We start from the raw sequence: 26963 nt of genomic DNA on the forward strand, positions 1-26963 counted from the left end.
GCCCAGGCTCCTCGCACCCCTCATCCGTCAGGCTTCGCCTGCCACCTTCTCCCTCAGGGGAGAAGGAAGCCCGATCAGTCCTCGCCAATCATCGACAACCAGGGATCGACCGCGCCGGCCTCGACCTCGGCCACCTTGACGGCGGGCCAGCCGACGGAAGCCGCGCCGCTCTCGCGCCAGGACAGGATGATCAGGTCACGCAGCTCCGAGGCGCCGGCCGCCAGACGCTCGTTGACGAAGGCTGCGCCGCGCGGATCGGCGTCCTTGAACCCGCCCGCCTTTTCCAGACGATAGAAGGGAATGACCGTGCCCAGCGTCGTCTTCAGATAGCCGGCGGTGCGGGCGCGCAGGTCAAGGCTGGCGACTTGAGGCTGGGCCATGGCGGCCTCCACCGTGTCCAGACGCGCGACGCGCGAGGCGAACTCGCCCTCGAACACGCCATGGGTGCGGCGCGAGTTGGTGAAGCCCTCGGGGTTCGGATAGTCGCCCCAGCCGTTGAAGTGGATCGACAGGTGGTGCGGCTGCGAGCCGTCGCCGACGTAGTGGGCCAGGACGCCGATGTCGCGCAGGATCAAGGCCTCGCGGCGCTCGCGGTCGGCCCGGTACCAGGCCTTCTTGCCGGGATCCGTTTCGCGCGCCTCTGCGGCGGTCAGCACGCGCCAGTAGCCGAAGTCGCGGCCCAGGTTCTGATAGGCGTCCATCAGGGCGTAGGGCAGATAGCCGACCTCGTCGATCTTGATGCCCGCCTGCACCAGGGCGGTGTCGAAGTCCGACTTCAGACGCGGCAGGGCGTCGATGGACGGCCCCTTCTCGTTCATGGCGAAGCCGTTGTCGTCGAAGTCGATGAAGTGGGCCGTGTCACGCTCGCGATCGTGCGGCTGGCCGGCGCCCTTCCAGCGGTCGGGTTCGCGCGCCAGTTCGCCGACGTCGGCGATGGAGCCGGGCGTCCGCAGGAAGGCCGGCAGGTCGTCGCTGAGGCCGCGCATGGCCGCAACGCCGATCAGACGGTGGCCGGTATTGCCCCAGGCGTCGACGTGAACAGCAGGAGCCGCGACCAGCAGCAGGGCGGCGGCGGAGATCATCAGGCGTTTGACTTGACGCTTCATCAGGGAACACCGGCGGAAAAGTTCGTGAGGAAACGACCGCTTATCTCATTCCCCGCTCGACCTCTAGCCGCGAGCGCCATCAGGTGGCCGCGCAACCACACAGCCATCACCTTTGCTGGAACCCGAGACTTTCTTCGCAATAAAGTGTTACACAATCAGACATAGGTGTTAACCCAACAGCTCATAAGCGCAGTATAGAAGCGATACGGCACGAATACTGTTTTCGTTGCTGCCACATATGCTGTGGCATTTACGCGATATGCTCATCGACCTGTGGACTAATCGAACGATGATCGCGCGCCAGACCCGCGCCTGACCTCAAAGGACACGTTTTCGCCGTAATTGGGGGTCAAAAACCCGCTGCCGGATCGTGTCGGGACCGGTGCTTCCTGAGTCTGTTCGATGCTGAACACAGCCGCCGCGCTTGCCATGTTCTGGGCTATGGCCTTCTCCGGTTCCGGAGAGCCTCAGTCCTATGAGGCTGTCGTCGCTATCGACGCAGCTGCAATGGAAACCGCTGCGGCGGATGAAGGTTCCATCGACGCCCTGTCCGCCGAACAGGCCGAACTGATGGCCGGCGATCCCGACTGGCGAGCCTCGGCGCGCCTCTATCATGCCGGCGGCGGCGGCGCGACGGGCAATGACTCGCTCGGTTGCCGCCCCATCGCCATGCGCACGGTCGCTGTCGATCCCCGCGTCATCCCGCGCCGCACCAAGCTGTTCATCCGCGAAACCGTCGGCCTGCGCATGAGCGACGGCACCGTCCATGACGGCTACTGGTATGCGTCCGACACCGGCGGCGCCATCAAGGGCGCCAAGATCGACCTCTATACCGGCCACGGCCGCGGCTCGATGCGCCAGGCCATGAACCTGAACATGAAGACCCTGACCATCGCTGACGCCGGCGACTTCGACGGCTGCCCTCCCGCCTGGGAAACAGCCTCGAACTGACGGGCGCACAGCCCGACCGACAAAAAAGGCGACCGGAGCGATCCGGTCGCCTTTTTGCTGCGCCACAGGCCGTTCGTCAGACCTTGAAGGACAGGAAGCCGTCGTCCACCGCCACGGTCGAGCCGTTCACAGCGCTGGCCGCGTCGGTGAACAGGAAGGCGACCACGCTGGCGACCTTTTCAGGCTGGATCAGCCGGTTGTGCATATGCTGAATCGCCAGCGGCGCCTTGGCCGCCGGATCGTCGCCCAGGATCGGGGTGTCGATGAAGCCGGGGGCCACGCCCACGACCCGGATGCCGTGCTCGGCCAACTCCAGCGCGCCGGACCGGCTCATCGAGACCACCGCCGCCTTGGCCGCATTGTAGTTGAAGCTGCCCCGCGCGGCGACCGAGCCGTAGATGGAGGCCGTGTTGACGAAGGCGCCCTTGACGCCCAGTTCGACCATCTTCCGCGCCCCGTACAGCAGGCCGTAATAGACGCTGTGCTGATCGACCTCGATCACCTTCAGATAGTCGGCCGGCTCCATTTCGAGGAAGGGCTTCACCAGGCCGATGCCGGCGTTGTTGAACATGCCGTTCAGCGTGCCTAGCCGCTCGACGGCGAAATCCACCAGGGCCTTGACCTCATCAGCCTTGGAGACATCGACCTTGAAGGCGTGGGCCTTGCGCCCCAGGGCCTGGACTTCGCCGGCGACGGCTTCGGCGCCCGCCAGGTTGAAGTCGGCGACGATCAGGTCCGCGCCCTTTTTCGCCAGCGCCAGACAGGCTTCGCGGCCGATGCCGCTGGCCCCGCCCGTGACGATAATGACCTGGTTCTCAAGTTCCATACGCGGTCTCCTTCTACTGAAAGCGTGACCGACATATGGGAGCGCAAGGCGACGCTTCGACCCGATCGCACGGGGTCGTGATCAGAACCTGCGCCTGCCCGTCACCGTCTCGAAGAACAGGCGGAAGTCGCCCATCAGGCTCCACAGCGGATATTTGAAGGTCGCCGGCCGGTTCTTCTCGAAGAAGAAATGCCCGACCCAGGCGAAGCCGTAGCCGACCAGCGGCATGGCCAGCAGCCACCAGGCGTTCAGCGTCAAACAGAAGGCCAGGAAGGCGGCGATCACCAGCCCGGTCCCGACCACATGGATGCGGCGGCAGGTCCGGTTGGAATGTTCGTGGATGTAATAGGGATAGAAGGCGGCAAAGGAGGCGTAGCGTCCCCCTGCGTCGCGTTCGGCCTGTGGTTCGCGTGCGGTCATGGCCGCAGCCTGCCCCCGGATCGAACCGGGGGCAAGTCAGCGATCAGTGATCAGTCGAAACGCTTGCCGGGCTTGCCGGCCTTGTTGAACGGCTTGGCGCCGGCCGGTTTGCCGCCGGGCTTGAAGCCGCCCGGCTTCGCGCCGAAGGGCTTCTTGGCGTAGGGCTTGTCGCCGTCGGCGCGCGGAGCGCTGCGCTCGGCGTCGGTGCGCGGGGCGTAGGGCTTCTTCTTGAAGTCCGGGCGCGGACCGTCGCCGGTGCGCTCTTCGCGGTTGAAGGGCTTCTTGGCGAAGGGCGGACGGGCCGGACGATCGCCGCCGCGCTCATCGTCACGCTTCTTGAACGGCTTCTTGAAGCCGCCGCCGCCGCCCGGCGTCGGGGCTTCCGACGGGGTGATGGTGACGTCGTCGCGCGGGCTGTTCTTCAAGGCGTCGCGGAACAGGCCTTCGTGGGTCTTGGCGATCTCGAAGCGCGTCTCATCCGGGAAGGTGCGGATTGCGCCGATTTCCTTCTTGGTGATGTGACCGACGCGGCAGATCAGCGGGATCAGCCATTTCGGGTCGGCGTTCTTGTTGCGGCCCACATCCATGCGGAACCAGACGACTTCGTCGGCTTGCAGGCGGTCGCCCGGCCACGGGGTCGGCGAGAAGTCCTCACCGCCGCCGCCGGCGGCGGTGCGATCGCGTCCGCGCGGCTGATGGATCGCGCCCGGATCCAGCAGGTCTTCCGGCGCCGGCAGGTCCTTCTTGATCACGCGGATCAGGGCGGCCGCGATTTCGTCGGCGGTGCGCTCGCTCATCAGGCGACGCGCTAGGACCATGTCCTCTTCGGTCACGGCCTGTTCGAAGATGTCGCCGCCCAGCAGGCGGGTCTCGTCCTTGGCCAGGATTTCTTCGGCGGTCGGCGCGCCGGCCCAGGTGGCGTCCACGCCAGCCGAGTTCAGCAGCATCTCGGCCTTGCGGCGGCGCGTGTGCGGCACCAGCAGGATCGACACGCCCTTCTTGCCCGCGCGGCCGGTACGGCCCGAACGGTGCAGCATGGTCGCCTTGTTGATCGGCAGTTCGGCGTGGATCACCAGGCCCAGGTCGGGCAGGTCCAGACCGCGCGCGGCCACGTCGGTGGCGACGCAGACGCGGGCGCGGCCGTCACGCAGGGCTTGCAGGGCGTCGGTGCGCTCGCGCTGGCCCATTTCGCCGGACAGGGAGACGGTCGAGAAGCCGCGTTCCAGCAGCGACGACTGCAGGTGACGCACGCTGTCGCGGGTCGAGCAGAAGACCAGGGCGCCGGGCGCTTCATAGAAGCGCAGCACGTTGACGACGGCGTGCTCGATCTCGTTCGGAGCGATGCGCAGGGCGCGGTATTCGATGTCGCTGTGCGGAGCGCTGCGGTCGACGGTGTCGATGCGCACGGCGTCGCGCTGATAGCGCTTGGCCAGGGTGGCGATGTCGCGGGCGATGGTGGCGGAGAACAGCAGGGTGCGGCGCTCGGGCGGCGACTGCTCCAGGATGTATTCCAGGTCCTCGCGGAAGCCCATGTCCAGCATCTCGTCGGCCTCGTCGAGCACCAGCACTCTCAGCGCCGACAGGTCGAGGTTGCCGCGGTCGATGTGGTCCTTCAGGCGGCCGGGCGTGCCGACCACGATGTGGATGCCGAAGTTCAGCGCGCGGGCTTCCTTGCGGGCGTCCATGCCGCCGACGCAGGTGGTGATCTTGGCGCCCGACTGGCCGTACAGCCATTCCAGCTCGGCCGAGACCTGCAGCGCCAGTTCGCGCGTCGGGGCGATCGCCAGCATCAGCGGCGCGTCGGCAGGCCCGAAGCTTTCATTGTCGCCCAGCAGGGTCGAGGCCGCCGCCAGACCAAAGGCCACCGTCTTGCCCGATCCGGTCTGGGCCGACACCAGCATGTCGGCCTCGCCGTGGCCGTCCAGAACCGCGGCCTGGACGGGCGTGGGCTCAGCATAGCCCTTGTTGACGAGAGCGCGGTCTAGCGCGGGGTGGATCGCGGGAAAGGGCATATACGACCTGAAAAAGAGCAATGCGGCCGCCGAAACGACCGCGCCCGGCCAAGGCAAACAGCCGGCCGGGCGAGGAGAAGACCGCCTCTATACACCAATATTGGCCCCGATGCGGCGTGTTTCCGGAAAAAGACCGCCGTTCACCACGCTTGTTCAGGCGACATTGACCGCAAAGCCACGATCCTGACCGCTCGCAGACCTTCCTCGCGCCGGAGACCGCCATGACGATTCCGCCCCTGAGCATCGCCGCCGCCGGGATGCAGAGCGCCGCCAGCCGCTTCGAGGCCAGCGCCCGTCGCACGGCCGCGGGCGCGCTGGACAATCTGGCGGTCGAAGCGGTGGAGCAGATCCGCGCCAAACAGGACTTCTCCGCCAACGCCGCCGTGATGCGCACGGCCGACGAAATGACCGGGACGCTGCTGGACGTGCTGGTCTAACCCTATTCCGCTCATCCCCGCGGAGGCTGGGACCCAGTGAGAGCCACGCGCGCCACGCTCAAATGCGCGCCTGATTTAACCGCGCGCTCGCAGCCAAAGCCTGGGTCCCCGCCTCCGCGGGGATGAGCGGGGTAAATTGCGGATCACCCCGCCTTTTCCGGCAGGTGGAAGAAGTCGATGAAGCGGGCGAATACATCGCGGTCGCCGTCGATGGTCATCGCCCCCTCGCCTTCCAGCGCCGCTAGGGGAACCTTGCCATAGACGGCGGCGGCCACGACCGCCGGCGGCGAGGCGCGCACGATGACGTCGCAGTCCTCAACCGCGCCGCGCCGGGTGGCGATGACGCCCTCCGCCACGGTCACCACCATCTGATCCTCGTCCAGCGCAAAGCCCAGACGCATGACCGCGTCGCCCGCCCGCGCCGGATCGAACATGGTCTCGAACGACTGCATGACCGAGACCGCGCTGATCGGCAGGGTCGGGTCGTGCTGCGGCGAGCGCGCGGCCCAGCGGCCCAGCACCATGAAGACCGGCTTGATCTCATAGCCCCAGTCGGTCAGCTCATAGACCTGGACCGAGGCGGGCGGCGGCAGCTTGCGGCGCTGGACGATGCCCGAAGCCTCCAACCCCTCCAGCCGCTGCGTCAGGACGTTGGCCGACAGGCCGCACAGGTCTTTGCGCAGGTCGCTGAAACGCCTCGGCCCCATCATGAGTTCTCGTATCACCAGCAGCGCCCAGCGCTCGCCGATCAGGTCGAGCCCGTGCGCCGCGCCGCAGGCGTCGTGATAGCGGCGGGACCGCCCGGCGGACTCTTTAGTTATTTTTTCTAACTTCATGGTTGACTAACATAACATCGAGACGCAAGACTTGCACCATCAGAGAGAGGGAGAACGCCATGTCAAAGATGATTTTCGTCAACCTGCCGGTCACCGACCTGCCCCGCTCCGTCGCCTTCTATGAGGCCGTGGGGGCGACGAAGAACCCGATGTTCTCGGACGATACGGCCGCCTGCCTGGTGTTTTCGGACACCATCCACGCCATGCTGCTGACGCACGAGAAGTTCGCCAGCTTCACCGACCGCGCCATCCCCGACGCGCACAAGACGGCCCAGGTGCTGATCTGCGTCTCCGAGGACAGCCGCGACGCCGTCGACGCCGTGGTCGACCGCGCCGCCAAGGCGGGCGGTCAGGCTGATCCCAACGCCACCCAGGACTATGGCTTCATGTACGGCCGCAGCTACGCCGACCCGGACGGCCATATCTGGGAAGTGATGTGGATGGACCCCGAAGCCGCCGCCCAAGGCCCCGAGGCCTTCGCCTCTCAGGTCGGAGGCGGCTGATCATGGCCGACCTGTTCGAACTGAGCGTCAACCGCGCCTTCAGGGCCTCGCCTGAAACCGTCTGGAAAGCCTTCACCCAGCACGGAACCGAGTGGTTCACGCCCCGCCCCTGGACCACGCCTCAGGTCGACTATGACCTGCGCCCCGGCGGGCGCGCCGACATCGTCATGCAGTCGCCCGAGGGCGAGCGGCATGAATATCGCGGCGTGGTGCTGGAGGTCGAACCAGGCCGCCGCATCGTCACCACCGGCGCCATGACCGAAGGCTGGATCCCGCAAGCCAGCGAGATGAACTTCGTCCGCATCGACACGTTCGAACCCGAGGGCGACGGCACGCGCTACACCGCCCGCGCCCGTCACTGGGACGACAAGGCCATGCAGACGCACGCCGAAATGGGCTTCGAGCCAGGCTGGGGCGCCGCCGCCGATCAACTGGGCGAGGTGGCCGAGCGTCTGGCGTCACAGGAGAAGACGCGATGACCGACAAGATCATCCCCTGCATCTGGTACGACCTCGGCCAGGCCAAGACTGCGGCCGAGTTCTACGTCTCGCTCGGCCTGCCCGACAGCCGCATCGACCGGGTCGCGGCCAGCCCTGCCGACAATCCGTCCAGTCCGGAGGGCGCCGAGCTGGTGGTGGAATTCACCCTGGCGGGGCGGCGCTACGTCGGCCTGAACGGCGGGCCGAACTTTCCCCAGACCGAGGCCGTCTCCTTCATGATCATGACCGATGACCAGGCCGAGACCGACCGCCTGTGGGACGCCATCGTCGGCAACGGCGGCGCCGAAAGCGCCTGCGGCTGGTGCAAGGACCGCTGGGGCGTCAACTGGCAGATCACGCCGCGCCGCCTGATGGCCTTCTACGACGACCCCAATCCGGCCCGCTCCAGGGCCGCCTTCGAGGCCATGATGACGATGACAAGGATCGACATCGCCGCGCTGGAGGCGGCTGCTGACAGGGCGGGGTGATCGACCGCGTTAATTGGCCGCCTGACTGTCGCTTTCCACCAAGCCTACGCCTGCGCCTTCAACGACCATCCGCCCTCAGCGAGCCGCCGCGCGGCGAGCGATAGGGGTCAACCTTAGGAGACACCAATATGGCCTACATCACCGGCTTCCTGACCCCCGTGAAGACCGAGAACAAGGACCGCTATATCGAGTCCGCCCGCAAGTCCTGGCCCCTGTTCCAGAAGTACGGCGCCCTGGAACAGGTCGAGACCTGGGGCGAGGACATCCCGCCCGGCAAGGTCACCGGCTTCGACCTGGCGGTGAAGCTCGAGGAAGGCGAAGCGGTCGTCTTCTCCTGGCTGAAATGGCCGGACCGCGCCACCGCCGACGCCTGCTGGGAGAAGATGCAGAACGACCCGGACTTTTCCGACATGGACATGCCGTTCGACGGCAAGCGCATGATGTGGGGCGGCTTCCAGCCCATCTTCGAGAGCTGATACGCCGACCGGCGACGGTCAGCGGCAGAACCGCGTGTCGGTCGCCTCCAGGTGGAGGTGGTCGGCATGCACGGCGTTATAGTCAGGGCTCAGCACCGTGCCGAAGATGCGGCAGGCGTCATCGCGGATGCGGCGCAGGAACCGGGCTTCGGGCGCATCCCCTTGCCAGTTGTCGGTCAGGGTGATGCGCCGTCCGTCGCGCAGGCGCACGCCGGAGACATCCAGCGCCATGGCCCTTGCGTGGGCGCTGACGCGGGTGCTGACGCCGCCGTTGTTCACGTTGCGACAGGCGTAGGCGCCGAAGTGGTCGATCTGGACCACGTCCGAGCCCAATATCTCTCGCGCCGCCGGCTCCAGCGACTGCCGCCGCCAGATGCTCAGGGCCAGGGCTGTCTGGCAGGTCATCTCCACCTCGCCCGGCACCATCCGCGCCACCGTGCCCAGATCGGCGCCCAGCACCCCGCCCTGGCTCAGACCGCAGGTGGAGGTGTTCTGGCGGTCCGGCACGGGGCTGAACCGCACCCGGGCAGCGTTCAACTCGGCCAGGCATTGACCCAGATTGCTCCCCTCACGGACGACCGAGGCCTGGGTTCCGCCGTCGATCGCCCGATCGACCAGCCCCCCGACCAGCGGCGCCTCCGTCCGCGCGGGATAGGACGGCCTCAAGGGCTCGGGCGGGCGCCGCACGCAACTGCTGAGCGCCAGCGCGACGCCGAGGCAGACGAGGACAGATAAGACGCGAGACGGGAACAACATGGTCGGAACGCTATCTGATTCCCTCATCGCCTGCGTTACGAGCCGGCCAGCCGACTATCGCCCCCCTCGGCCGCGCCCCTGGCCCGACAGCGATCGGAGCAGAACCTGACCTGATGCCAATCCCGCGCCTACTTCCTGCGCCACGCGAAGGGCAGGCCGCAGGCGGCGCAGACCTTCTGCGGCAGGTCGCCCTTGGCCGGCGCCATGCCCAGATTGACGTGCTTTCGCGCCATGGGATCTCGCAACGAAAAAGGGCGGCCCCGTCGGAGCCGCCCCTGATCGTCTTCAGCTGTCCAGGAAGGACCGCAGCTTCCGCGACCGCGACGGGTGCTTCAGCTTGCGCAGGGCCTTGGCCTCGATCTGACGGATGCGTTCGCGGGTCACGCTGAACTGCTGGCCGACTTCTTCCAGGGTGTGATCGGTGTTCATGCCGATGCCGAAGCGCATCCGCAGGACGCGTTCCTCACGCGGCGTCAGCGAAGCCAGCACGCGGGTCGTGGTCTCGCGCAGGTTCGACTGGATGGCCGCGTCGATCGGCAGGATCGCGTTCTTGTCCTCGATGAAGTCGCCCAGGTGGGAGTCTTCCTCGTCGCCGATGGGGGTTTCGAGGCTGATCGGCTCCTTGGCGATCTTCAGGACCTTGCGGACCTTCTCCAGCGGCATGGCCAGCTTTTCGGCCAGTTCTTCCGGGGTCGGCTCACGGCCGATCTCGTGCAGCATCTGACGCGAGGTGCGGACGATCTTGTTGATCGTTTCGATCATGTGCACCGGGATACGGATGGTCCGCGCCTGGTCGGCGATCGAGCGGGTGATGGCCTGACGGATCCACCAGGTGGCGTAGGTCGAGAACTTGTAGCCGCGACGGTACTCGAACTTGTCGACCGCCTTCATCAGGCCGATGTTGCCCTCCTGGATCAGGTCCAGGAACTGCAGGCCGCGGTTGGTGTATTTCTTGGCGATGGAGATGACCAGGCGCAGGTTGGCCTCGACCATTTCCTTCTTGGCCTGACGGGCCTCGCGCTCGCCCTTCTGCACCGTCTGGACGATGCGGCGATAGTCGTCGATCGGCAGGCCGGCTTCGGTCGCCACGGCCGCGACGTCGCTGCGGATCTGGCCGATCTGGCCGGCTTCGTTCTCGCTGAACTTGGTCCAGCGCACGCCCATCTCCTTGACGCGCTCGGCCCAGTTCGGATCCAGCTCCGAACCGAAATAGGCCTTCAGGAACTCGGGACGCGAGATGCCGTAGCTGTCGGCCAGGCGCAGCAGACGGCCTTCCAGGCCGATCAGGCGCTTGTTGATCGCATACAACTGCTCGACCAGGGCCTCGATGCGGTTGTTGTTCAACTTCATCGTCTTCAGACGATCCGAGATCGTCTTCGTCAGCGTCTCGTAGGCCTTGTGATCCTTGGCGCTGAGCACCTCGCCCTTCAGGCGGGCCTCGACCAGCTTGTCCTGCAGCTTGCGGAAACCGCTGAAGTCGGCGGCGATCGCGTCCAGCACTTCCATGACGCCGTCGCGCAGCTCGGCTTCCAGGGCCGAGATGGACATGCCGCCGCCGTCGTCGAAGTCGTCTTCGTCGTCATCCTCGCTCTCAGGCTTTTCGGCCTCGCCCGCGGCCGGGGCGGCGCCCGGCAAGGCGGCGGGCGGCTGGTTGTGCGGCAGGGACGACGGATTCAGGATGCCGTAGGTGGCGTCCAGATCGATGACCTCGCGCAGCAGGATGCGGTTGTTGGCCAGCTCCTCGCGCCAGACCATGATGGCCTCGAAGGTCAGGGCGCTTTCGCACAGACCCGAGATCATGGCGTCGCGACCGGCTTCGATCCGCTTGGCGATGGCGATTTCGCCCTCGCGGCTCAGCAGTTCGACCGAACCCATCTCGCGCAGATACATGCGCACGGGGTCGTCGGTGCGGTCATAGGCGGCCTTGGCCGGGGCCTCGGCGACCGAGGTCTCGGCGGCGGCGGCCACGTCCGTGCCGGTCGCTTCCGCCGCGTCGTCCTCGGCTTCAACCACGTTGACGCCCATTTCCGACAGCATGGCCAGGGTGTCTTCGATGGCGTCAGGCGTCACTTCTTCGCTGGGCAGGACCTTGTTCAGCTCCTCCATCGTGACATAGCCGCGCGCCTTGGCCTGCTTGATGAACTTCTTGACGCCGGCGTCCGTCAGATCGAGCAAGGGCCCGTCGGTATTGGCTTCGGTTTCCTGCGTCTCGGTCTGCGCGCTCATTCAGTCAGTCTCCACGACCGCTCGGGGGTGATCAGTCCCCTGCGGCGAAAATACAACGCCCGACAACTTCGTTGGTTACGAAGAAGCCGCGTCTTCCCAAATCGTTCCGGTCTTGATGGCCCGTCGCAAAGCATCGCGCTCGGCCTTCACCAGCGTGAAAGCCGAGGTGTCGAACGCCTTGTGGGCTTCCGACTTTGCTGACGCCAGCGCCTGCTCCAACGCCGCTACGCGGGTCAGAGCGTCGAACGCCTGCGACCACCGGATCCTCGCCTCGCCGAGGGGCTTGTCTGCAGCCAGGAATGGCGCGCCGGACTTTGCCGCCGCCTTCTCGACCTCGTGCATCAAGGCATCATGACCCGATTGGGCCAGATGGCGTCGGATCGCCGCAGAGTCAAGGCTCTGCCCCGAAAACCGCAATCGGACCAGTTCCTGCGCCAGCCCGTCCAGCGCAGGGTCGCCGAAGCCGTGCCGGGCGATGGCCTCCAGATGATCGTCCATTCGCTCCGGATCATCGACCGCGCCGTGGGCCAGGGCGGCGGCGACCGGCTCGATGGAGCGCGACAGGGCGTGCATGGCCTGGGCGCCCTCGGCCGTCTGACCCAGCTTGGGCGGCGGACCGCGCCAGCGCCCTGCCGGCCCGACACGACCGTTCTGGAATTGCGTCGACGGCTGCTGTTGCTGCTGGCGCGGGAACAGGGCGTCGAACCGCTCGAACAGATCGCGGCGGTATTGCTCGGCCAGATCCTTGTCCTGGATGGCCGAGGCCGCCTGCCGCAGCCGCCCCTTCAGTCCCGCCTTGCGTTCGGGCGTGTCCAGCGGCTCGGCCTCGGCCTCGCGGCGGAACAGCACCTCGACAAAGGGCCGTGTCTCGCTGATCGCATGGCGCAGGGCCGGCGCCCCCTTGTCGCGCAGGATGTCGTCCGGGTCCTGACCGGCCTCCAGCAGGGCGAAACGGAAGGACCGCCCCGACTTCAACAGCGGCAAGGACCGCTCGATCGAGCGATAGGCGGCCCGCAGCCCCGCGGCGTCCCCGTCGAAGCAGAGCACGGGCTCGGCCGAGACCCGCCACAGCCGTTCCATCTGTTCTTCCGTCAGGGCCGTGCCCATGGGCGCCACGGCCGGCAGGCCGGCGCGCTGGCAGGCGATGACGTCCATATAGCCTTCGACGACGATGATCCCCTGCTCGCCCCGGCTCTCGGCCCCCAGAATCCGCCGCGCCTCGGGCAGGCCGTAGAGGGTGGCGCCCTTGTGAAACAGCGGGCTTTCCGGCCCGTTCAGATACTTGGCCCGATCGTCGGGATTCATGGCCCGCCCGCCGAAGCTGACGATCCGCCCGCGCGCGTCCAGGATGGGGAACATCAGCCGGTCGCGGAACCGGTCATAGGGCTGGCCGCCGCTTTCCGGCGAAATCAGCATCCCGGCCTCGACCAGATCGCCCGGCCGCGCCCCGCGCTGGACCAGGGCCGCCTTCAGTCCCTCGCGGTCATTGGGGGCATAGCCCAGACCGAAACGCTCCCACTGGTCCTCGGGCAGGCCGCGCTTTTCCAGATACTCGCGCGCCGCCTTGCCGACCGAGCGGCGCAGATTGGCGGCGAACCACTTCTGGGCCAGGTCCATCCAGTCGGTCAGGCCCTGCTTCCGGGCCTCGCGCTCGGCCGACTGCGGGTCCTCGGCGGGCAGTTGCATCCCCGCCTCGCCCGCCAGCCGCTGCACCGCCTCGACGAAGCTGAGACGCTCGGTCTCCTGCAGGAAGCTGATGACGTCGCCGTGCTTGCCCGAGCTGAAGTCGTGGAAGAAGCCCTTGTCGTCGTTGACGAAGAAGCTGGGCGACCGTTCCTTGGAGAAGGGGCTGAGGCCCACATACTCACGGCCCTGCCGCTTGAGCTTCACCGTCCGCCCGATCACGTCGGACGGGCGAAGGCGGGCCTTCAGTTCTTCAAGGAAACGATCGTCGAAACGCACGTTCTCAGAGACTCCCGCGCGACCACGAAGGGAAGCCCTGGCGCGTCGCGGCGCCTGACCTTTCCCGGCAAACTTGCCCACAGCCTGTGAACATCGTGGAGAACCGCATCGGTTCCGGGCGCCGCCCTATTTCCACGCCTCGCCGGTGCGGCCCAGGGCCTCGCCCAGATCGTAGACGGCCTGCATCGCCGCCTGATTGAAATCCAGACTGTTGGCGCCGTCGAAATCCTCGGGAATGGCGGCGACGTGGAACTCCAGGCCGTTGCGGCTGGCGAAGGCGCGGTTGGCGGCGATGGTGGCGCGCAGTTGTCCGCCCAGCACCGCATCCAGGCTGCGGGTCAGGACCGGAATGCCGGCGTCGCGGGTCACAGCGAAACGCGGCGCATCCTTGCCGTTGACCACGACATGCAGGCGCGCGCCCTCGAACACCCCGGCCACGTCGTCCCAGTTCCACATGATCTGCGGCAAGGCGACGAAGGGGTTCATCACCCCGCCGTCGACATGCATCTCCTCGAACACCGCGCCCTGCCCCTGGGAGCGGATCATCACCGGCGGAAAGGCGCCCGGAATGCTGGCCGAGGCGACGAGGACCTCGCGGAACAGCTCCAGGGCCTCGGGTCCGCCGCGCTCTGCGATGGCGCCCATGTTCCAGATGACGCCGCGCTGGGCGTCCAGATCCGTCGTGGCGACCAGCAGCAATCGCCCCTTGGCGTGTTCGGCGGCGACCTCGGCCAGCATGACCTCGTCAACATGGCTTTCGACCAGTTGGCGCAGCGGCGCACCGCTGAACACCCCGGATCCGACCAAGGCGTTCAGGCCCCGGCTTTTCAGGAGACCCGTGGCCTGCCCCCCGACATAGGCCTCCTTCAGTCGCGCATCCCAGCGCGGGCCGAGGAAGACGAAGGGTGCGGCCAGGGCGCCGGTGGACACCCCCGTCACGACCTCGAAGTCAGGGCGCTTGCCGCTGGCGGTCCAGCCGTTGATCAGGCCGGCGGCGAAGGCGCCGTTGGCCCCGCCGCCGGACAGGGCGATCAGGTCGAAGTGGCCGTCGGGGCCCTTCGGCACGCCATCGCCCAACTGCTGCTCGATCCTCTGCGCCGCGGCTTCATCTTCAACCGAGAAGCGGACATGAGGAAAGCCCAGGGGCGAGGCCGCCTCGCGTTCACTCAGGCCGAAGTCGCTGCGCGCGCCGCTGGCGCAGGCCGACAATAACAGGGCGGCGCCCACGACGGCTGTGACCGTCCGCATCAGACCGAGACCCATAGGCATCCTCCAGAGACGGCGATCATATAGGGCCATCGCCGGCAGAAACGAATGGTTCAGGCCAATGGCCGCATTAAGGACTTCTTAACCATAATGGCCGCTTTGCGTCATTAAGCGCCTGATTAAAAACGATATTATTTCCGACACCAACGAAACTATTCACAGACTTGTGGATTATTCCTCCCGTCGTTGCAGAAGCGACGAAACCCACGACGCCGTCGCGGTCGCGATACGACGCCGTGCAACCGGATCAAGAGCGCCCATGTTCATCGCCATCGCCCGCCCGGCGGTGGAGCCCCAAGGCCCCGACGCCGTCGCCGTCCCCGGCTCCCCCGCCATCCCCTTCCTGACGCCCCGCGCCCTGCACGCGCGCCTGCTGGACAACGCCGCCGCGCGACGACGACGCGGTCAGGAACGGCGGTCGGCCTGCCGCGCCGAGGACGCCGCCTACTGGATCTCCGCTGCACCCATGGCGGTGCGCAAGGCCTGCGAACTGCGCCGTGAAGCGCGACTCGCGACCCTGCCTTGACGCCTCGCCTCTAGCGCAAGTCGGGCAGGCGCCGTTCGATCGAGGCTGCGGTCTTGCGCCGCCAGCGGGTCCAGGCGCCCGCCCCCTTGGCCACGCGATCCGGAAGAGCCTGGCTCCACCGCGCCCGCATGGCCTCCACCAGTTCGGGGCGGCGGTCGTACTGGTGCACCACCGGGCTGACGCCGCCGTCCGGATTGACGATGCGTCCGTCCTCGAGACGGATCCCGTCAGACGCCATCCCGATGGTGGCGACGCGGCGGTAGTTGTCCTGAACCTGCGCCGGGATGAGGCCATAGCCGACCGCCAGCGCCAGCGAGGCCTGATCCACGCCGAAACCGCCGCCGACCGCCGACCGGGGGATGGCGCCCAGCGTCAGGATCAGGCGGCAGAGACGCGCCGCCTCGTCGGCCGGCCCGACGATGGTGCCGGCGCAGATGCAGGGCTGGTCGTCCAGCCGTCTGGCCAGAGCGTCCCCCGCCAGCGCCCGCAGGTGCTTCACCTGGAAGGCGTGGTCCGCCAGCCGACCCGTTTCATACTCAACAAAGACCTCCAGCCCGGTCGGGGCCGGAACGAAGGGCGCGCCCTGGAACACCACGTCCCGCACGTCGGTCATCAGCACATGGCGCAGACCTGGCCGGGCGGCGATGTAGCGCTCATAGGCGGAAAAGCGCGCCACCACCGGCTGCGGCGTCCAGGCCTCGGTCGGCGCGACAACCACCGTCTCCACGTCATGCGCGGCCAGAAACGCCAGCAGAGCCGGATCGTCATGCACAAACAGGACGACCGCCCCCGTGTAGACCGCCCGTAACGAGCGTACGAAGGCCTCGACATGGGCGACGCCATAGCCGGTCGCATAGCCCAGGATGACGTCCCGATCGCCAGCGTCGTCCGACTGGCCAGCCGCCGCCGGACGCAGAACCCCGCCCAGCCAGTTCAGATAGCGGGAGCGGGCGATATCAGGCGCCCTTCATCGACTCGGCAAAGCGGTCGAACAGATAGAGGCTGTCGATCGGACCCGACGACGCTTCGGGGTGGTGCTGGACGCTGAACACCGGCTTGCCCTTCAGGGCGATGCCGCAGTTGGTGCCGTCGAACAGGCTGACGTGGGTTTCCTCCACGGCGTCCGGCAGGCTGTCGCGGTCGACCGAGAACTCGTGGTTCATCGACACGATCTCGACCTTGCCCGTGGTCAGATCCTTGACCGGGTGGTTGGCGCCGTGGTGGCCCTGATCCATCTTCAGCGTCTTGGCGCCCAGGGCGATGGCCAGCATCTGATGGCCCAGGCAGATGCCCATGACCGGCTTGCCGCTGGCGACCAGCTTGCGGATTTCCGGCACGGCGTATTCGCCGGTCGCGGCCGGATCGCCCGGACCGTTCGACAGGACCACGCCGTCGGGATTGCGAGCCAGGATGTCCTCGGCCGAGGTCGTCGCCGGCACCACGGTGATCTTCACGCCGGTCGAGGCCAGGGCGCGCAGGATGTTGCGCTTCACGCCATAGTCGATGACCACCACCGACCTGGCGCCGGCTTCAGGCCTGGCGTAGCCGGCCGGCCAGTCCCAGACGCCTTCGGTCCATTCAAAGGCCTGGGTGGTCGAGGCTTCCTTGGCCAGGTCCAGACCGACCAGGCCGCTCCAGGCCTTGGCCTGGGCCACCAGGGCTTCCAGGTCGAACTGCCCCTCCGGATTGTGAGCGATGACGGCGTGAGGCGCGCCCTTGTCGCGGATGATCTTGGTCAGGGCGCGGGTGTCCACCCCGGCCAGACCGACCACGCCGCGCGTCTTCATCCAGGCGTCCAGGCTGCCGGTGGCGCGCCAGTTAGCGGGCTCGGTCGGGACGTCGCGGAAGATGGCGCCGCGGGCCGCACGCTCCGGAGAGCCGCCGATCTGCTCGACGTCTTCCATGTTCACGCCGACATTGCCGACGTGGGGGAAGGTGAAGGCCAGGATCTGGCTCATGTAGGAGGGGTCGGTCAGGATTTCCTGATAGCCCGTCATGGAGGTGTTGAAGACCACCTCGCCGAGGACCGAACCGACAGCGCCGACTCCAATGCCTTGCAGGATGGTGCCGTCAGCGAGCGCGAGGACGCCAGTGGCGCCGGACAGAATCTGGGTCGTCATGGCGCAGGCTCCTAACAATGAATACGGGCAGGCAAACGGCGGCGTGACTAAAGAGATGCAGGGGCGCGGTCAACACGCCCCGACCATTATACCGTCTGGCGCTTCCGCACCCAGAGCCAGGCCAGACTGGTCAGGGCGAAGAATCCGACGCTGGGCAGGATATAGCCGCCCGCCGCCGCCGCGACCGCAAAGGCCGAGAAGACCACCCCGACCACGGCCATAGCACGCCAGCCGGTCTTCTTCGTCAGCCTCCACAGCGTGATCGAACACAGAGCATACAGGCAGAGCGTCAGCACCGAGGTCACGCCGATCAGCACGCCGAACTGCTGGCCCAGGGTCGGCTGGGCGCTGGCGATGACCATGACGCTCATGACGACGCAGTTCAGGATGGGGTTGCTGAGGGGCGTCTTGCCCTTCTGGGCTCCGCCAAACCAGCGCGGCATCCAGCCGGCCTCGGCCGCCCCGCGCGAGGTCTCGCCCGCCAGCATGGTCCAGCCGGCGATGGTGCCCAGCACCTTGATCACGGCGCAGGCCGCGACCAGCCCTGCCACGGACGAGCCCATGACCCGCGCCACCAGATCGGCGTAGGGACTGGTCGAGTGGATCAGGACATCAGCCGGAATGACGCCGAAAACGGCGATGCTGGCGGCCACATAGACGATGAAGGCCAGGGCCACCCCGCCCAGCGAGGCGCGCCCCACGTCGACGGCGGGGTTCTTGACCAGGCTGGACAGGGCGGCGGCGCTCTCGACCCCCAGGAAGGCCCAGAAGATGATGGCCAGCGAGGCCGGCACCGTCTTCAATAGCGGCTGGTAGCCCGGACTCCACGAGGCGGCGAAGGTGTCGCCGCTGAAGGCCATGGCCCCGGCGATGATGGCCAGAATAATGGGGATCAGGCCCAGACCGAGCGTAATGGCCCCAAACCGCGCCGCCGTCCGCGCGCCGCTGGCATAGGCCGCCGAGGTCAGCCAGATCAGGGCCAGATTGCTGAGCGCCGCCCACAGCGGTTCCTTCAGCGCCGGAATGAAGAAGGCCAGATAGCCGGTGCCCGCCACCGCCAGGGCCACGTTCCCGGCCAGGCAGGCGGCCCAGTAGGCCAGCCCCGTCTGATAGCCGATGAAACGCCCCATGCCGCGCCGGGTGAAGTCCGACAGGCCGTCGGCGTCCGGCTGCATTCGCCCCAGGCCCCCGAACACCAGGGCCAGGGTCACCGCGCCCAGGCCGCAGATCAGCCAGCCGATGATGCTGGAACTGCCCGTCGGCGCCAGGGTCGCCGGCAGAAGATAGACGCCCGATCCGATCATGTTCCCGGCCACCACCAGGGCGGCGAGCGCCCATCCGATGCGGTGAGGCGGGTCAGGCAGGATTTCCGTCTGGGTCATCTTCGCCGCATAGACCGAAATGCCGCACCCGTCGCGTGATAATGGGGCGGGCCTGGGATAGAGAGCCGCCGACACACTGGAGTTCACCCCATGACCATCACCACGGTCGGCCTCGATGCCGACGACACCCTCTGGCACAACGAAACCATCTTCCGGCTGAGCCAGAAGCGGTTCGTGGACCTGTTGGCCGATCACGCCGACGAGCCGGTGATGATGGACCGTCTGGCGGTGGTCGAACGGCGCAACCTTCGACTCTACGGCTATGGCGTGAAGGGCTTCACCCTGTCGATGCTGGAGACGGCGATGGAGTTGTGCGACGGCGCCGCCCCGCCGCACATTATCCGCGAGATCCTGGCCGCCGGTCGCGAGATGCTGGCCCATCCGGTCGAGACCCTGCCCGGCGTCGACGAGGTCGTGGCCCAACTGTCAGAGACCTATCGCCTGATCCTGATCACCAAGGGCGACCTGATGGATCAGGAGCGCAAGCTGGCGGCGTCCGGCCTTGGCGATCTGTTCGCCGCCGTCGAGATCGTGTCCGAGAAGGACCGCTCGACCTATGACCGGATCTTCGCCCGCCACGGCACCGGCGCGGCCGAGGCGGTCATGGCCGGCAACTCCATGAAGTCCGACGTCCTGCCCGCGCTCGAGGCCGGCGCCTTCGCCTGTCACATCCCCTACGAGATCACCTGGGCCCACGAGCTGGCGGACGCCCCGGAAAACCACCCCCGCTATGTGTCCCTGAGCCGCATCGGCGAGTTGCCTGACTGGATAACAGCCATGGGTCAGCGCTAAATATTTCAATGTTCTCAGAACGAAAATCTGCATTTCAAAGCATCCGAATCGTCGAACAAGGTAACTTCACATTCTGAGATAGAGATCGTCTTAATTGTGTCTTGTCTGCACCACCCGACCGACAAGCCGTCGATCTGACCACAGTTTGACCAAATCTAGACAAGTTCAGCCCCATTTCGGTCACACCTTGGGGAATGTGTGGCCGCTTCCGGCTTTTTTGTGTCAGGTGTATTAAAGTAATGAGAGCATTCCTCCTCGGTTCGACGGTGCTTGTGAGCGCGATCGCGCTGACCGCTCCGGCGATGGCCCAGTCGGCCGACGCTGTGCAGCCCGTTTCCCAACCCGACGTCGCCACCGAAGTCGGCGAGATCGTCGTCACTGGTTCGCGCATCCGTCGCGACCCGACCAACGCCCCCACCCCGCTGATCCAGGTCCAGCGTGAAGCCCTGCTGACCACCGGTCAGTCGTCGGTCATCAACTATCTGGCCACCATCCCGGCCCTGTCGAACTCGGTTGTGCCTTCGGACACCACGGGCTCGAACCTGGGCGACGGCGGCCTGTCGCTGCCGAACCTGCGCTCGCTGGGCTCCAACCGCACCCTGACCCTGGTCGACGGACGTCGTCACGTGGGCTCGTCGGGCGGTTCGCTGGCCGTCGACGTCGACGCCATCCCGCGCCTGCTGATCCAGAACATCGAGATCGTCACGGGCGGCGCATCGTCGGTTTACGGCGCCGACGCCGTCTCGGGCGTGCTGAACTTCGTGATGCGCAAGGACTTCGAAGGTCTGGAAGTCGACGCCAACTACGGCATGATCAACCAGGGCGGCGAAGCCAACAAGCGCGTCTCGGCCCTGATCGGCAAGAACTTCTTCGACGACCGCCTGAACGTCTATGCTCACGCTGAATACGAGCAGACCGACGAAGTCACCTCGATGGACATCGACTGGATCCGTCGCGCTCCGGTCCGCCTGGGCATCGACGCCGACCCGACCAACGCCCAGTACGACGGCCGCCTCGACAGCCACGTCTTCAGCGGCGTCAAGCGTCTGGACATCCCGCGTTGGGGCCAGACCACCCTGGCCAACGTCCAGCGTCCCAGCGACCTGACCAACCCGAACGTGGCCTACGCCGACTGCTTCCCGGACGGCGACTTCTCCTACAGCGCCAACTGCTTCGGCGTCACGCCGGGCAAGACCTTCTGGTATGAAAACGGCGGCGCTCGCCTGGCCGACTTCGGCCAGCGCGTCGGCAACACCGGCATCAACCGCCCGTACAACATCGGCGGCGACGGCGAAAACCCGGCTGACTTCTCGACCGGCTCGCGCGTTCCGCGTTCGGAATCGCAACGCTATCAGGTCGGTTCGACCTTCAAGCTGACCGACAACATCGAACTGTACGGCGAAGCCAAGTACATCACGGAAGACACCTTCGACCGTGGTCAGCCGACCTTCTTCGACGTCGATCTGGTCAACTCGTACAGCGCCAACACCGCCAATCCGATCTATGCGGTGAACAACTTCGACCTGCGCTGGGACGACAACGCCTTCCTGCCGACCAACGTCAAGGAAGCCATCCGCAACAACATCGTGACGCCCTACAGCCGCCCGACGGCTGACGCGGCCGGCGTCGCCCTGCCGGGCATCGCCCTGCAGAACGCCCGTCACACCCTGTTCGGTCCCGACCGCACGCAGGACAACACGCGTGAACTGCAACGCTATGTGGTCGGCGCCCGCGGCGACTTCGACCAGTTCAGCTTCGTCAAGGACATCGCCTGGGACATCGGCTACACCTACGGCAAGGTGGAGATCGAAAACCGCGAGCGTGGCGTTGATGGCCAGCGCTTCGCCCTGGCGGCTGACGCCGTGGTCGACACCGCCGGCATCGTCAACGGCCAGGCCGGCCAGATCGTCTGCCGCGCCCAACTGCTGAACGCCCAAGGCGTGCCGAACGGCGACATCGGCGACCCGCAACGCGGCGGCGACCTGCGCGACTCGCAATACGGTCGCGACTCGATCGCCCAGTGCACCCCGCTGAACATCTTCGGCAAGGGCAACCAGAGCGCCGAAGCTCTCGAGTACGTCGACGCCGTCATCGGCATCAAGGAGCGTAACGAGCAGCAGCAAGTGCTGGCGTCGGTCTCCGGCAACCTGTGGGACTTCTGGGGCGCTGGCCCCATCGGCGTCGCCATCGGCGGCGAGTACCGTAAGGAAACGACCGAGGCCACTGGCCGCGATCGCGACACCGACGGTCGCCTGCTGTTCCTCAACTCGGGCCCGGACTTCCCGGAAGCTTCCTATGAATCCAAGGAAGTCTTCACCGAGCTGTCGATCCCGCTGTTCCGCGACAGCTTCCTGGGTGAGTACGCCGAGCTGAGCGGTTCCTACCGCTACGCCGACTATTCGACGGTGGGCAATGTCGACGTCTATGGCGTGAACCTGGTCTATCGTCCGATCCCGGACATCAGCTTCAAGACCAGCTACAACACCTCGGTGCGGGTGCCTGACCTGGGCGAAAACTTCTCGCCCTACAGCGAGACCTTCCTCAACAACATCACCGACCCGTGCGCCACGCTGAACATCGCGGCCGTCGCTGACGCCGAGACCAAGACCAACCGCATCGCGAACTGCACCACCCTTGCGGCGCAGCAGGGTCTGACGTTCGACTTCGCCGGCGCCACCGCCACCAACGCCGACGACTTCAACCCGACCTACACCTCGGGCATCTCCGGCTCGATGGGCGGCAACCCCAACCTGGAGCCGGAAGAGTCCACCAGCTTCACCTTCTCGACGGTGCTGAAGCCTCGCTTCATCCCGAACTTCTCGCTGGTTCTCGACTACTACGAGATCGAGATCGAACAGGTCATCGCTTCGGTGTCGGCTCAGACGGCTGCGGAAAACTGCGTCAACGGCGACAGCCTCAATACAGCTGCCTGCTCGACCATCTTCCGCAACAACCCGGGCATCGCTTTCGGCATCGGCGCCCCCAACAACGATCCGATCGGCGGCTTCATCCAGGGTTCGCTGAACTACGCCAAGCTGCAGACGCGCGGCATGGACGTCACGGCGAACTACAGCTTCGACTTCGACGAGATGATGGGTCGCAACTGGGGTCGTCTGGACTACTCGCTGGCCGGCAGCTGGCTGATCGAGCAGAAGGACTTCCTGAACGAGTCGGATCCGGGCGACTTCGACGAACTGGCCAGCACCCTGGCCGTCGGCGGCAGCTACCCGCGCGTTCGTCTGTCCTCGTCGCTGACCTGGACCCCGAACGAGGTCTGGAGCATCAACTGGACCGCCGACTGGCAAGCCGCTCAGGACATCGTCCAGCTTCGTGACTGGGTGCTGAACGCCGACTCGCGTTCGGCTGACCAGCTGAACACGGACAACTTCGTGCGGAACGACTTCACCGTCCGTTGGAACGTCCGTGACGACCTGTCCGTGCGCGCCGGCGTGGTGAACGCCTTCGACGCCGAACAGCCGTCCTACCTCGGTACGACGCTGTACTCGAACTTCGACCCCTACGGTCGTCGCTTCTTCGTCGGCCTGAACTTCCGTCCCTGGTAAGTTCAGTCTGAAAAGAGGTTGAAGGGCGGCCCGCAAGGGCCGCCCTTTTTCTTTGCGTCCTGCAAGGCTTCCCGGGTCTTGCCAGCGGGGGTCCGCCTCTCTAAACGGGCCGCTTAACCGACAACCTGAACGGATCGGTCGCGGGGGCTCGCCCTGCGTCCGGTTTCTTCGCGCGCGTGGAGCCCGCCGCTGACCAGCCATGAGGAAAAGGATGCTATGGTGCGCGCTGCTCTGGCCGAGCAGGGCGACAGCGGGATCACCCCGCGCCATACGCTGTTCTACTTCTATGGTGACGGTGATCACGGCGACCTCAACGAGGTGGCCCGCCGCGCCGGGTTTCTGACGCGGGGCCAGGACGACATGACCGTCCTGGAGACGACCATAGCGGTCGACGAGGCGTCGTTTTCGCCTGTGTCGGCCATGATGCAATCCTGGGCCGCGGCCTTCCAGCTCGATTACGACGGCTGGGAGTGCGCGGTCGTGACGAACTGAGTAACGCCGATGCCCAAGCGCACAGACATCCAGTCCATCCTGATCATCGGCGCCGGCCCGATCGTCATCGGTCAGGCGTGTGAGTTCGACTATTCCGGCGTTCAGGCCTGCAAGGCGCTGAAGGCCGAGGGCTACCGGGTCATCCTGGTCAACTCGAACCCCGCCACCATCATGACCGACCCGGAGGTGGCCGACGCCACCTATATCGAGCCGATCACCCCCGAGATCGTCGAGAAGATCATCGCCAAGGAGCGCCCCGACGCGCTTCTGCCGACCATGGGCGGCCAGACCGCGCTGAACACGGCCCTGGCCCTGAACGCCTCGGGCGCCCTGGCGAAATACGGCGTCGAGATGATCGGCGCCAAGGCCGAGGTCATCGACAAGGCCGAGGACCGTCAGAAATTCCGCGACGCCATGGACAAGCTGGGTCTGGAAAGCCCCCGCAGCCGCGCCGTCCACCACATCGAGGAAGCCGACGACGCCCTGGCCTTCGTGGGCCTGCCCGCCATCATCCGCCCCAGCTTCACCCTGGCCGGCACCGGCGGCGGCATCGCCTATAATATCGAAGAATTCCACGAGATCGTGGAGCGCGGCCTGGACCTGTCGCCGACCACCGAGGTCCTGATCGAAGAGTCGGTCCTGGGCTGGAAGGAATACGAGATGGAGGTCGTCCGCGACACGGCGGACAACTGCATCATCATCTGCTCGATCGAGAACATCGACCCGATGGGCGTCCACACCGGCGACAGCATCACCGTCGCCCCGGCCCTGACGCTGACGGACAAGGAATACCAGCTGATGCGGACGGGCTCGATCAACGTCCTGCGCGAGATCGGCGTCGAGACCGGCGGCTCCAACGTCCAGTGGGCGATCAACCCGGCCGACGGCCGCATGGTCGTGATCGAGATGAACCCGCGCGTGTCGCGTTCGTCCGCCCTGGCGTCCAAGGCCACCGGCTTCCCCATCGCCAAGGTCGCCGCCCGTCTGGCCGTCGGCTATACGCTGGACGAGCTTCAGAACGACATCACCATGGTGACGCCGGCCTCGTTCGAGCCGAGCATCGACTATGTCGTCACCAAGATTCCGCGCTTCGCCTTCGAAAAGTATCCGGGTTCGGAGCCCCACCTGACCACGGCCATGAAGTCGGTCGGCGAGGTCATGGCCATCGGCCGCACCTTCCAGGAATCGATGCAGAAGGCCCTGCGCGGTCTGGAAACCGGCCTGGCCGGCTTTGACGAGATCGAGATCGAGGGCGTGGCCGACGCTGCGGACGACGCCAGCGCCCGCGCCGCCGTCATCCGCGCCCTGGGCCAGCCGACGCCGGACCGCATCCGCGTCATCGCCCAGGCCTTCCGCCACGGCCTGACGGTCGAGGACGTCAACGCCGCCTGCGCCTATGAACCCTGGTTCCTGCGTCAGATCGCCGACCTGATCCGCACCGAGGGCCATGTCCGCGTCCAGGGCCTGCCCGCGACCGACGCCGACTTCCGCAAGCTGAAGGCCAAGGGCTTCTCCGACGCCCGTCTGGCGACCCTGACCGGCAAGACCGAGGTCGAGGTCCGCAAGGCCCGTCGCGCCCTGAACGTCCGCCCGGTGTTCAAGCGCATCGACACCTGCGCCGCCGAGTTCGCCTCGGCCACCGCCTATATGTATTCGACCTACGAGAGCGGCGCCCTGGGCCAGATCCCCGAGTGCGAATCCGCGCCGTCGGACAAGAAGAAGGCCATCATCCTCGGCGGCGGTCCCAACCGCATCGGCCAGGGCATCGAGTTCGACTACTGCTGCTGCCACGCGGCCTTCGCCTTCGCCGACATCGGCGTCGAGTCGATCATGGTCAACTGCAACCCCGAGACCGTCTCGACCGACTACGACACCTCCGACCGCCTCTATTTCGAGCCTCTGACCGAAGAGGACGTGCTGGAGCTGATCGACGTCGAGCGCTCTAACGGCGACCTGATCGGCGTCGTGGTGCAGTTCGGCGGCCAGACCCCGCTGAAACTGGCCCACGCCCTGCAAGAGGACGGCGTGCCGATCCTGGGCACCAGCGTCGACTCGATCGACCTGGCCGAGGACCGCGAGCGCTTCCAGCAGATGCTGCAGGCCATCGGCCTGCAACAGCCGCCGAACGGTCTGGCCCGCTCGGCCGAGGAAGCCGCGCAGAAGGCCGAGGAAGTCGGCTATCCCGTCGTGCTCCGCCCCTCCTACGTCCTGGGCGGCCGCGGCATGATGATCGTCCACGACCGCGAGCAGCTGGACCGCTACGTCCATGAGGCCATGCGCGTCTCGGGCAGCGATCCGGTGCTGATCGACCACTATTTGAACCGCGCCACCGAGGTGGACGTCGACGCCCTGTGCGACGACGAGGACGTCTTCGTCGCCGGCGTGCTGGAACACATCGAGGAAGCCGGCGTCCACTCGGGCGACAGCGCCTGCTCCATGCCGCCCTTCTCCCTGCGTCCCGAGATCGTGGCCGAGTTGAAGCGCCAGACCGCCGCCATGGCCAAGGCCCTGAAGGTGCGCGGCCTGATGAACGTGCAGTTCGCCATCGAGGAGCCGCACAGCGAGAACCCGCGCATCTTCGTGCTGGAAGTGAACCCGCGCGCCAGCCGCACGGCGCCCTTCGTGGCCAAGACCATCGGCCAGCCCATCGCCGCCATCGCCGCCAAGGTCATGGCCGGCGTGCCTTTGGCCTCCTTCGGTCTGGTGGATCACGAGCTGGACCACATCGCAGTCAAGGAAGCCGTCTTCCCCTTCGCGCGCTTCGCCGGGGTCGACACCATCCTGGGCCCGGAAATGCGTTCGACCGGCGAGGTCATGGGCCTGGACTGGAAGCGTGAAGGCGAGGCCGACCTGGCCCCCGCCTTCGCCCGCGCCTTCGCCAAGTCGCAGATCGGCGGCGGCACCGTCCTGCCGACCGAAGGCACCGCCTTCGTCTCGGTCAAGGAAGCCGACAAGCCCTTCATCGTCGAGGCCGTCCGCTCGCTGCTGGACCAGGGTTTTGCGGTGATCGCCACCGCCGGCACCCACGACTACCTGAAGGCCCAGGGCGTCGAGGTCGGTCTGGTCAAGAAGGTGCTGGAAGGCCGGCCCAACGTCGTCGACGCCATGAAGAACGGCGAGGTCCAGCTGGTCTTCAACACCACCGACGGCAAGCAGGCCCTGGCCGACAGCTTCTCCATCCGCCGCACGGCCCTGATGATGAAGATTCCCTACTACACCACCGCCGCCGGCTCGCTGGCCGCAGCGCAAGGGATCGCCGCCATCCGCGCCGGCGAACTGGATGTCCGCCCGGTGCAGTCCTACAACTGAGCCTCGGGCCAGTCGTGAAATCAGCCCCCGGCGTT

At 66.6% G+C, this 26963-nt stretch carries 23 protein-coding genes and 1 pseudogene; 11 read left to right on the plus strand and 13 right to left on the minus strand.

Annotation, left to right across the window (positions count from 1 at the left end; translation table 11 throughout):
- Window positions 1-74: 74 nt before the first annotated feature.
- On the minus strand, window positions 75-1106 hold the full coding sequence (locus ACOZBP_RS16200) for a S1/P1 Nuclease (RefSeq protein ID WP_422677358.1): 1032 nt from the start codon (window positions 1104-1106) through the stop codon (window positions 75-77).
- Between the two features lie 402 nt (window positions 1107-1508).
- On the opposite strand from ACOZBP_RS16200, the gene ACOZBP_RS16205 reads away from it, so the two are divergent.
- A complete protein-coding gene (locus tag ACOZBP_RS16205) occupies window positions 1509-2057 on the plus strand; it encodes a 3D domain-containing protein (RefSeq protein ID WP_422677359.1) in 549 nt (182 codons plus the stop codon).
- A 76-nt stretch (window positions 2058-2133) separates the two neighbouring features.
- Here the strand turns inward: ACOZBP_RS16205 and ACOZBP_RS16210 are convergent, their stop codons facing one another.
- The 3 genes from ACOZBP_RS16210 to ACOZBP_RS16220 form a co-directional block, all read right to left on the minus strand.
- Window positions 2134-2883, minus strand: coding sequence for an SDR family NAD(P)-dependent oxidoreductase (locus tag ACOZBP_RS16210; protein ID WP_422677360.1), 750 nt, complete (start codon window positions 2881-2883; stop codon window positions 2134-2136).
- Window positions 2884-2964: 81 nt separating this feature from the next.
- The gene (locus tag ACOZBP_RS16215) at window positions 2965-3303 is read right to left on the minus strand and encodes an Mpo1-like protein (RefSeq protein ID WP_422677361.1); all 339 of its coding nucleotides are present in this window, start codon (window positions 3301-3303) and stop codon (window positions 2965-2967) included.
- 50 nt (window positions 3304-3353) lie between these two features.
- Window positions 3354-5315 carry a DEAD/DEAH box helicase gene (locus tag ACOZBP_RS16220; protein WP_422677362.1) on the minus strand — a complete coding sequence of 654 codons (1962 nt, stop codon included), beginning with the start codon at window positions 5313-5315 and terminating at the stop codon, window positions 3354-3356.
- Between the two features lie 221 nt (window positions 5316-5536).
- Here ACOZBP_RS16220 and ACOZBP_RS16225 point away from each other — a divergent pair, with 221 nt between their 5' ends.
- Window positions 5537-5752: a flagellar basal body rod C-terminal domain-containing protein gene (locus ACOZBP_RS16225; RefSeq protein WP_422677363.1), complete on the plus strand. Its 216-nt coding sequence runs from the start codon at window positions 5537-5539 to the stop codon at window positions 5750-5752.
- Between the two features lie 143 nt (window positions 5753-5895).
- Here ACOZBP_RS16225 and ACOZBP_RS16230 read toward each other — a convergent pair whose 3' ends face one another.
- Complete coding sequence (locus ACOZBP_RS16230; protein WP_422677364.1) at window positions 5896-6588, minus strand: winged helix-turn-helix transcriptional regulator; 693 nt, start codon at window positions 6586-6588, stop codon at window positions 5896-5898.
- Between the two features lie 59 nt (window positions 6589-6647).
- On the opposite strand from ACOZBP_RS16230, the gene ACOZBP_RS16235 reads away from it, so the two are divergent.
- The 4 genes from ACOZBP_RS16235 to ACOZBP_RS16250 all read left to right on the plus strand — a co-directional run bounded on the left by ACOZBP_RS16235 (window position 6648) and on the right by ACOZBP_RS16250 (window position 8534).
- Window positions 6648-7091, plus strand: coding sequence for a VOC family protein (locus ACOZBP_RS16235; RefSeq protein WP_422677365.1), 444 nt, complete (start codon window positions 6648-6650; stop codon window positions 7089-7091).
- A 2-nt stretch (window positions 7092-7093) separates the two neighbouring features.
- Entirely contained in the window at window positions 7094-7570 is a 477-nt protein-coding gene (locus ACOZBP_RS16240; RefSeq protein WP_422677366.1) for an SRPBCC domain-containing protein, read from the plus strand.
- The gene (locus ACOZBP_RS16245) at window positions 7567-8058 is read left to right on the plus strand and encodes a VOC family protein (RefSeq protein ID WP_422677367.1); all 492 of its coding nucleotides are present in this window, start codon (window positions 7567-7569) and stop codon (window positions 8056-8058) included. Before ACOZBP_RS16240 ends, ACOZBP_RS16245 begins: the two co-directional genes overlap by 4 nt.
- Before the next feature lie 128 nt (window positions 8059-8186).
- Window positions 8187-8534 (plus strand): DUF1428 domain-containing protein, encoded by a 348-nt coding sequence (locus ACOZBP_RS16250; protein WP_422677368.1) that lies wholly within the window; start codon window positions 8187-8189, stop codon window positions 8532-8534.
- An 18-nt stretch (window positions 8535-8552) separates the two neighbouring features.
- On the opposite strand, the gene ACOZBP_RS16255 is transcribed toward ACOZBP_RS16250, so the two are convergent.
- The 5 genes and pseudogenes from ACOZBP_RS16255 to ACOZBP_RS16275 form a co-directional block, all read right to left on the minus strand.
- Window positions 8553-9290: an extensin family protein gene (locus tag ACOZBP_RS16255; protein WP_422677369.1), complete on the minus strand. Its 738-nt coding sequence runs from the start codon at window positions 9288-9290 to the stop codon at window positions 8553-8555.
- Window positions 9291-9325: 35 nt separating this feature from the next.
- Window positions 9326-9523: pseudogene (locus ACOZBP_RS16260) on the minus strand (DUF2256 domain-containing protein).
- Between the two features lie 52 nt (window positions 9524-9575).
- Complete coding sequence (gene rpoD, locus ACOZBP_RS16265) at window positions 9576-11516, minus strand: RNA polymerase sigma factor RpoD (protein ID WP_422677370.1); 1941 nt, start codon at window positions 11514-11516, stop codon at window positions 9576-9578.
- Between the two features lie 75 nt (window positions 11517-11591).
- Window positions 11592-13478 (minus strand): DNA primase, encoded by a 1887-nt coding sequence (gene dnaG, locus ACOZBP_RS16270; protein ID WP_422677371.1) that lies wholly within the window; start codon window positions 13476-13478, stop codon window positions 11592-11594.
- A gap of 126 nt (window positions 13479-13604) precedes the next feature.
- Complete coding sequence (locus ACOZBP_RS16275; RefSeq protein ID WP_422677372.1) at window positions 13605-14741, minus strand: patatin-like phospholipase family protein; 1137 nt, start codon at window positions 14739-14741, stop codon at window positions 13605-13607.
- 262 nt (window positions 14742-15003) lie between these two features.
- Between ACOZBP_RS16275 and ACOZBP_RS16280 the strand changes: the two genes are divergently transcribed.
- Entirely contained in the window at window positions 15004-15270 is a 267-nt protein-coding gene (locus ACOZBP_RS16280) for a hypothetical protein (RefSeq protein ID WP_422677373.1), read from the plus strand.
- A 10-nt stretch (window positions 15271-15280) separates the two neighbouring features.
- Here the strand turns inward: ACOZBP_RS16280 and ACOZBP_RS16285 are convergent, their stop codons facing one another.
- From ACOZBP_RS16285 to ACOZBP_RS16295, 3 genes are all read right to left on the minus strand, one after another.
- A complete protein-coding gene (locus ACOZBP_RS16285; RefSeq protein WP_422677374.1) occupies window positions 15281-16042 on the minus strand; it encodes a hypothetical protein in 762 nt (253 codons plus the stop codon).
- A 184-nt stretch (window positions 16043-16226) separates the two neighbouring features.
- A complete protein-coding gene (gene carA / locus ACOZBP_RS16290; RefSeq protein WP_422677375.1) occupies window positions 16227-17390 on the minus strand; it encodes a glutamine-hydrolyzing carbamoyl-phosphate synthase small subunit in 1164 nt (387 codons plus the stop codon).
- Between the two features lie 86 nt (window positions 17391-17476).
- Complete coding sequence (locus ACOZBP_RS16295; RefSeq protein WP_422677376.1) at window positions 17477-18772, minus strand: amino acid permease; 1296 nt, start codon at window positions 18770-18772, stop codon at window positions 17477-17479.
- A 90-nt stretch (window positions 18773-18862) separates the two neighbouring features.
- Here ACOZBP_RS16295 and ACOZBP_RS16300 point away from each other — a divergent pair, with 90 nt between their 5' ends.
- The 4 genes from ACOZBP_RS16300 to carB all read left to right on the plus strand — a co-directional run bounded on the left by ACOZBP_RS16300 (window position 18863) and on the right by carB (window position 26928).
- A complete protein-coding gene (locus ACOZBP_RS16300) occupies window positions 18863-19564 on the plus strand; it encodes an HAD family hydrolase (protein WP_422677377.1) in 702 nt (233 codons plus the stop codon).
- Window positions 19565-19836: 272 nt separating this feature from the next.
- The gene (locus ACOZBP_RS16305; protein WP_422677378.1) at window positions 19837-23127 is read left to right on the plus strand and encodes a TonB-dependent receptor domain-containing protein; all 3291 of its coding nucleotides are present in this window, start codon (window positions 19837-19839) and stop codon (window positions 23125-23127) included.
- 216 nt (window positions 23128-23343) lie between these two features.
- A complete protein-coding gene (locus ACOZBP_RS16310; RefSeq protein WP_178823261.1) occupies window positions 23344-23619 on the plus strand; it encodes a hypothetical protein in 276 nt (91 codons plus the stop codon).
- Between the two features lie 9 nt (window positions 23620-23628).
- Window positions 23629-26928 carry a carbamoyl-phosphate synthase large subunit gene (gene carB, locus ACOZBP_RS16315; protein WP_422677379.1) on the plus strand — a complete coding sequence of 1100 codons (3300 nt, stop codon included), beginning with the start codon at window positions 23629-23631 and terminating at the stop codon, window positions 26926-26928.
- Window positions 26929-26963: the final 35 nt, after the last annotated feature.

It is taken from the genome of Brevundimonas sp. NPDC058933 (assembly GCF_049315965.1).
Taxonomy (GTDB): domain Bacteria; phylum Pseudomonadota; class Alphaproteobacteria; order Caulobacterales; family Caulobacteraceae; genus Brevundimonas.

What these genes read in the sequence shown, in the direction of transcription:
- ACOZBP_RS16200 (WP_422677358.1), bottom strand. Translation starts at nt 1,106, where the DNA reads ATGAAGCGTCAAGTCAAACGCCTGATGATCTCCGCCGCCGCCCTGCTG.
- ACOZBP_RS16220 (WP_422677362.1), bottom strand. Translation starts at nt 5,315, where the DNA reads ATGCCCTTTCCCGCGATCCACCCCGCGCTAGACCGCGCTCTCGTCAAC.
- ACOZBP_RS16275 (WP_422677372.1), bottom strand. Translation starts at nt 14,741, where the DNA reads ATGGGTCTCGGTCTGATGCGGACGGTCACAGCCGTCGTGGGCGCCGCC.
- ACOZBP_RS16230 (WP_422677364.1), bottom strand. Translation starts at nt 6,588, where the DNA reads ATGAAGTTAGAAAAAATAACTAAAGAGTCCGCCGGGCGGTCCCGCCGC.
- ACOZBP_RS16235 (WP_422677365.1), top strand. Translation starts at nt 6,648, where the DNA reads ATGTCAAAGATGATTTTCGTCAACCTGCCGGTCACCGACCTGCCCCGC.
- ACOZBP_RS16215 (WP_422677361.1), bottom strand. Translation starts at nt 3,303, where the DNA reads ATGACCGCACGCGAACCACAGGCCGAACGCGACGCAGGGGGACGCTAC.
- carA (WP_422677375.1), bottom strand. Translation starts at nt 17,390, where the DNA reads ATGACGACCCAGATTCTGTCCGGCGCCACTGGCGTCCTCGCGCTCGCT.
- rpoD (WP_422677370.1), bottom strand. Translation starts at nt 11,516, where the DNA reads ATGAGCGCGCAGACCGAGACGCAGGAAACCGAAGCCAATACCGACGGG.
- ACOZBP_RS16280 (WP_422677373.1), top strand. Translation starts at nt 15,004, where the DNA reads ATGTTCATCGCCATCGCCCGCCCGGCGGTGGAGCCCCAAGGCCCCGAC.
- ACOZBP_RS16295 (WP_422677376.1), bottom strand. Translation starts at nt 18,772, where the DNA reads ATGACCCAGACGGAAATCCTGCCTGACCCGCCTCACCGCATCGGATGG.
- ACOZBP_RS16245 (WP_422677367.1), top strand. Translation starts at nt 7,567, where the DNA reads ATGACCGACAAGATCATCCCCTGCATCTGGTACGACCTCGGCCAGGCC.
- ACOZBP_RS16300 (WP_422677377.1), top strand. Translation starts at nt 18,863, where the DNA reads ATGACCATCACCACGGTCGGCCTCGATGCCGACGACACCCTCTGGCAC.
- ACOZBP_RS16255 (WP_422677369.1), bottom strand. Translation starts at nt 9,290, where the DNA reads ATGTTGTTCCCGTCTCGCGTCTTATCTGTCCTCGTCTGCCTCGGCGTC.
- carB (WP_422677379.1), top strand. Translation starts at nt 23,629, where the DNA reads ATGCCCAAGCGCACAGACATCCAGTCCATCCTGATCATCGGCGCCGGC.
- ACOZBP_RS16250 (WP_422677368.1), top strand. Translation starts at nt 8,187, where the DNA reads ATGGCCTACATCACCGGCTTCCTGACCCCCGTGAAGACCGAGAACAAG.
- ACOZBP_RS16240 (WP_422677366.1), top strand. Translation starts at nt 7,094, where the DNA reads ATGGCCGACCTGTTCGAACTGAGCGTCAACCGCGCCTTCAGGGCCTCG.
- ACOZBP_RS16225 (WP_422677363.1), top strand. Translation starts at nt 5,537, where the DNA reads ATGACGATTCCGCCCCTGAGCATCGCCGCCGCCGGGATGCAGAGCGCC.
- ACOZBP_RS16310 (WP_178823261.1), top strand. Translation starts at nt 23,344, where the DNA reads ATGGTGCGCGCTGCTCTGGCCGAGCAGGGCGACAGCGGGATCACCCCG.
- ACOZBP_RS16205 (WP_422677359.1), top strand. Translation starts at nt 1,509, where the DNA reads ATGCTGAACACAGCCGCCGCGCTTGCCATGTTCTGGGCTATGGCCTTC.
- ACOZBP_RS16210 (WP_422677360.1), bottom strand. Translation starts at nt 2,883, where the DNA reads ATGGAACTTGAGAACCAGGTCATTATCGTCACGGGCGGGGCCAGCGGC.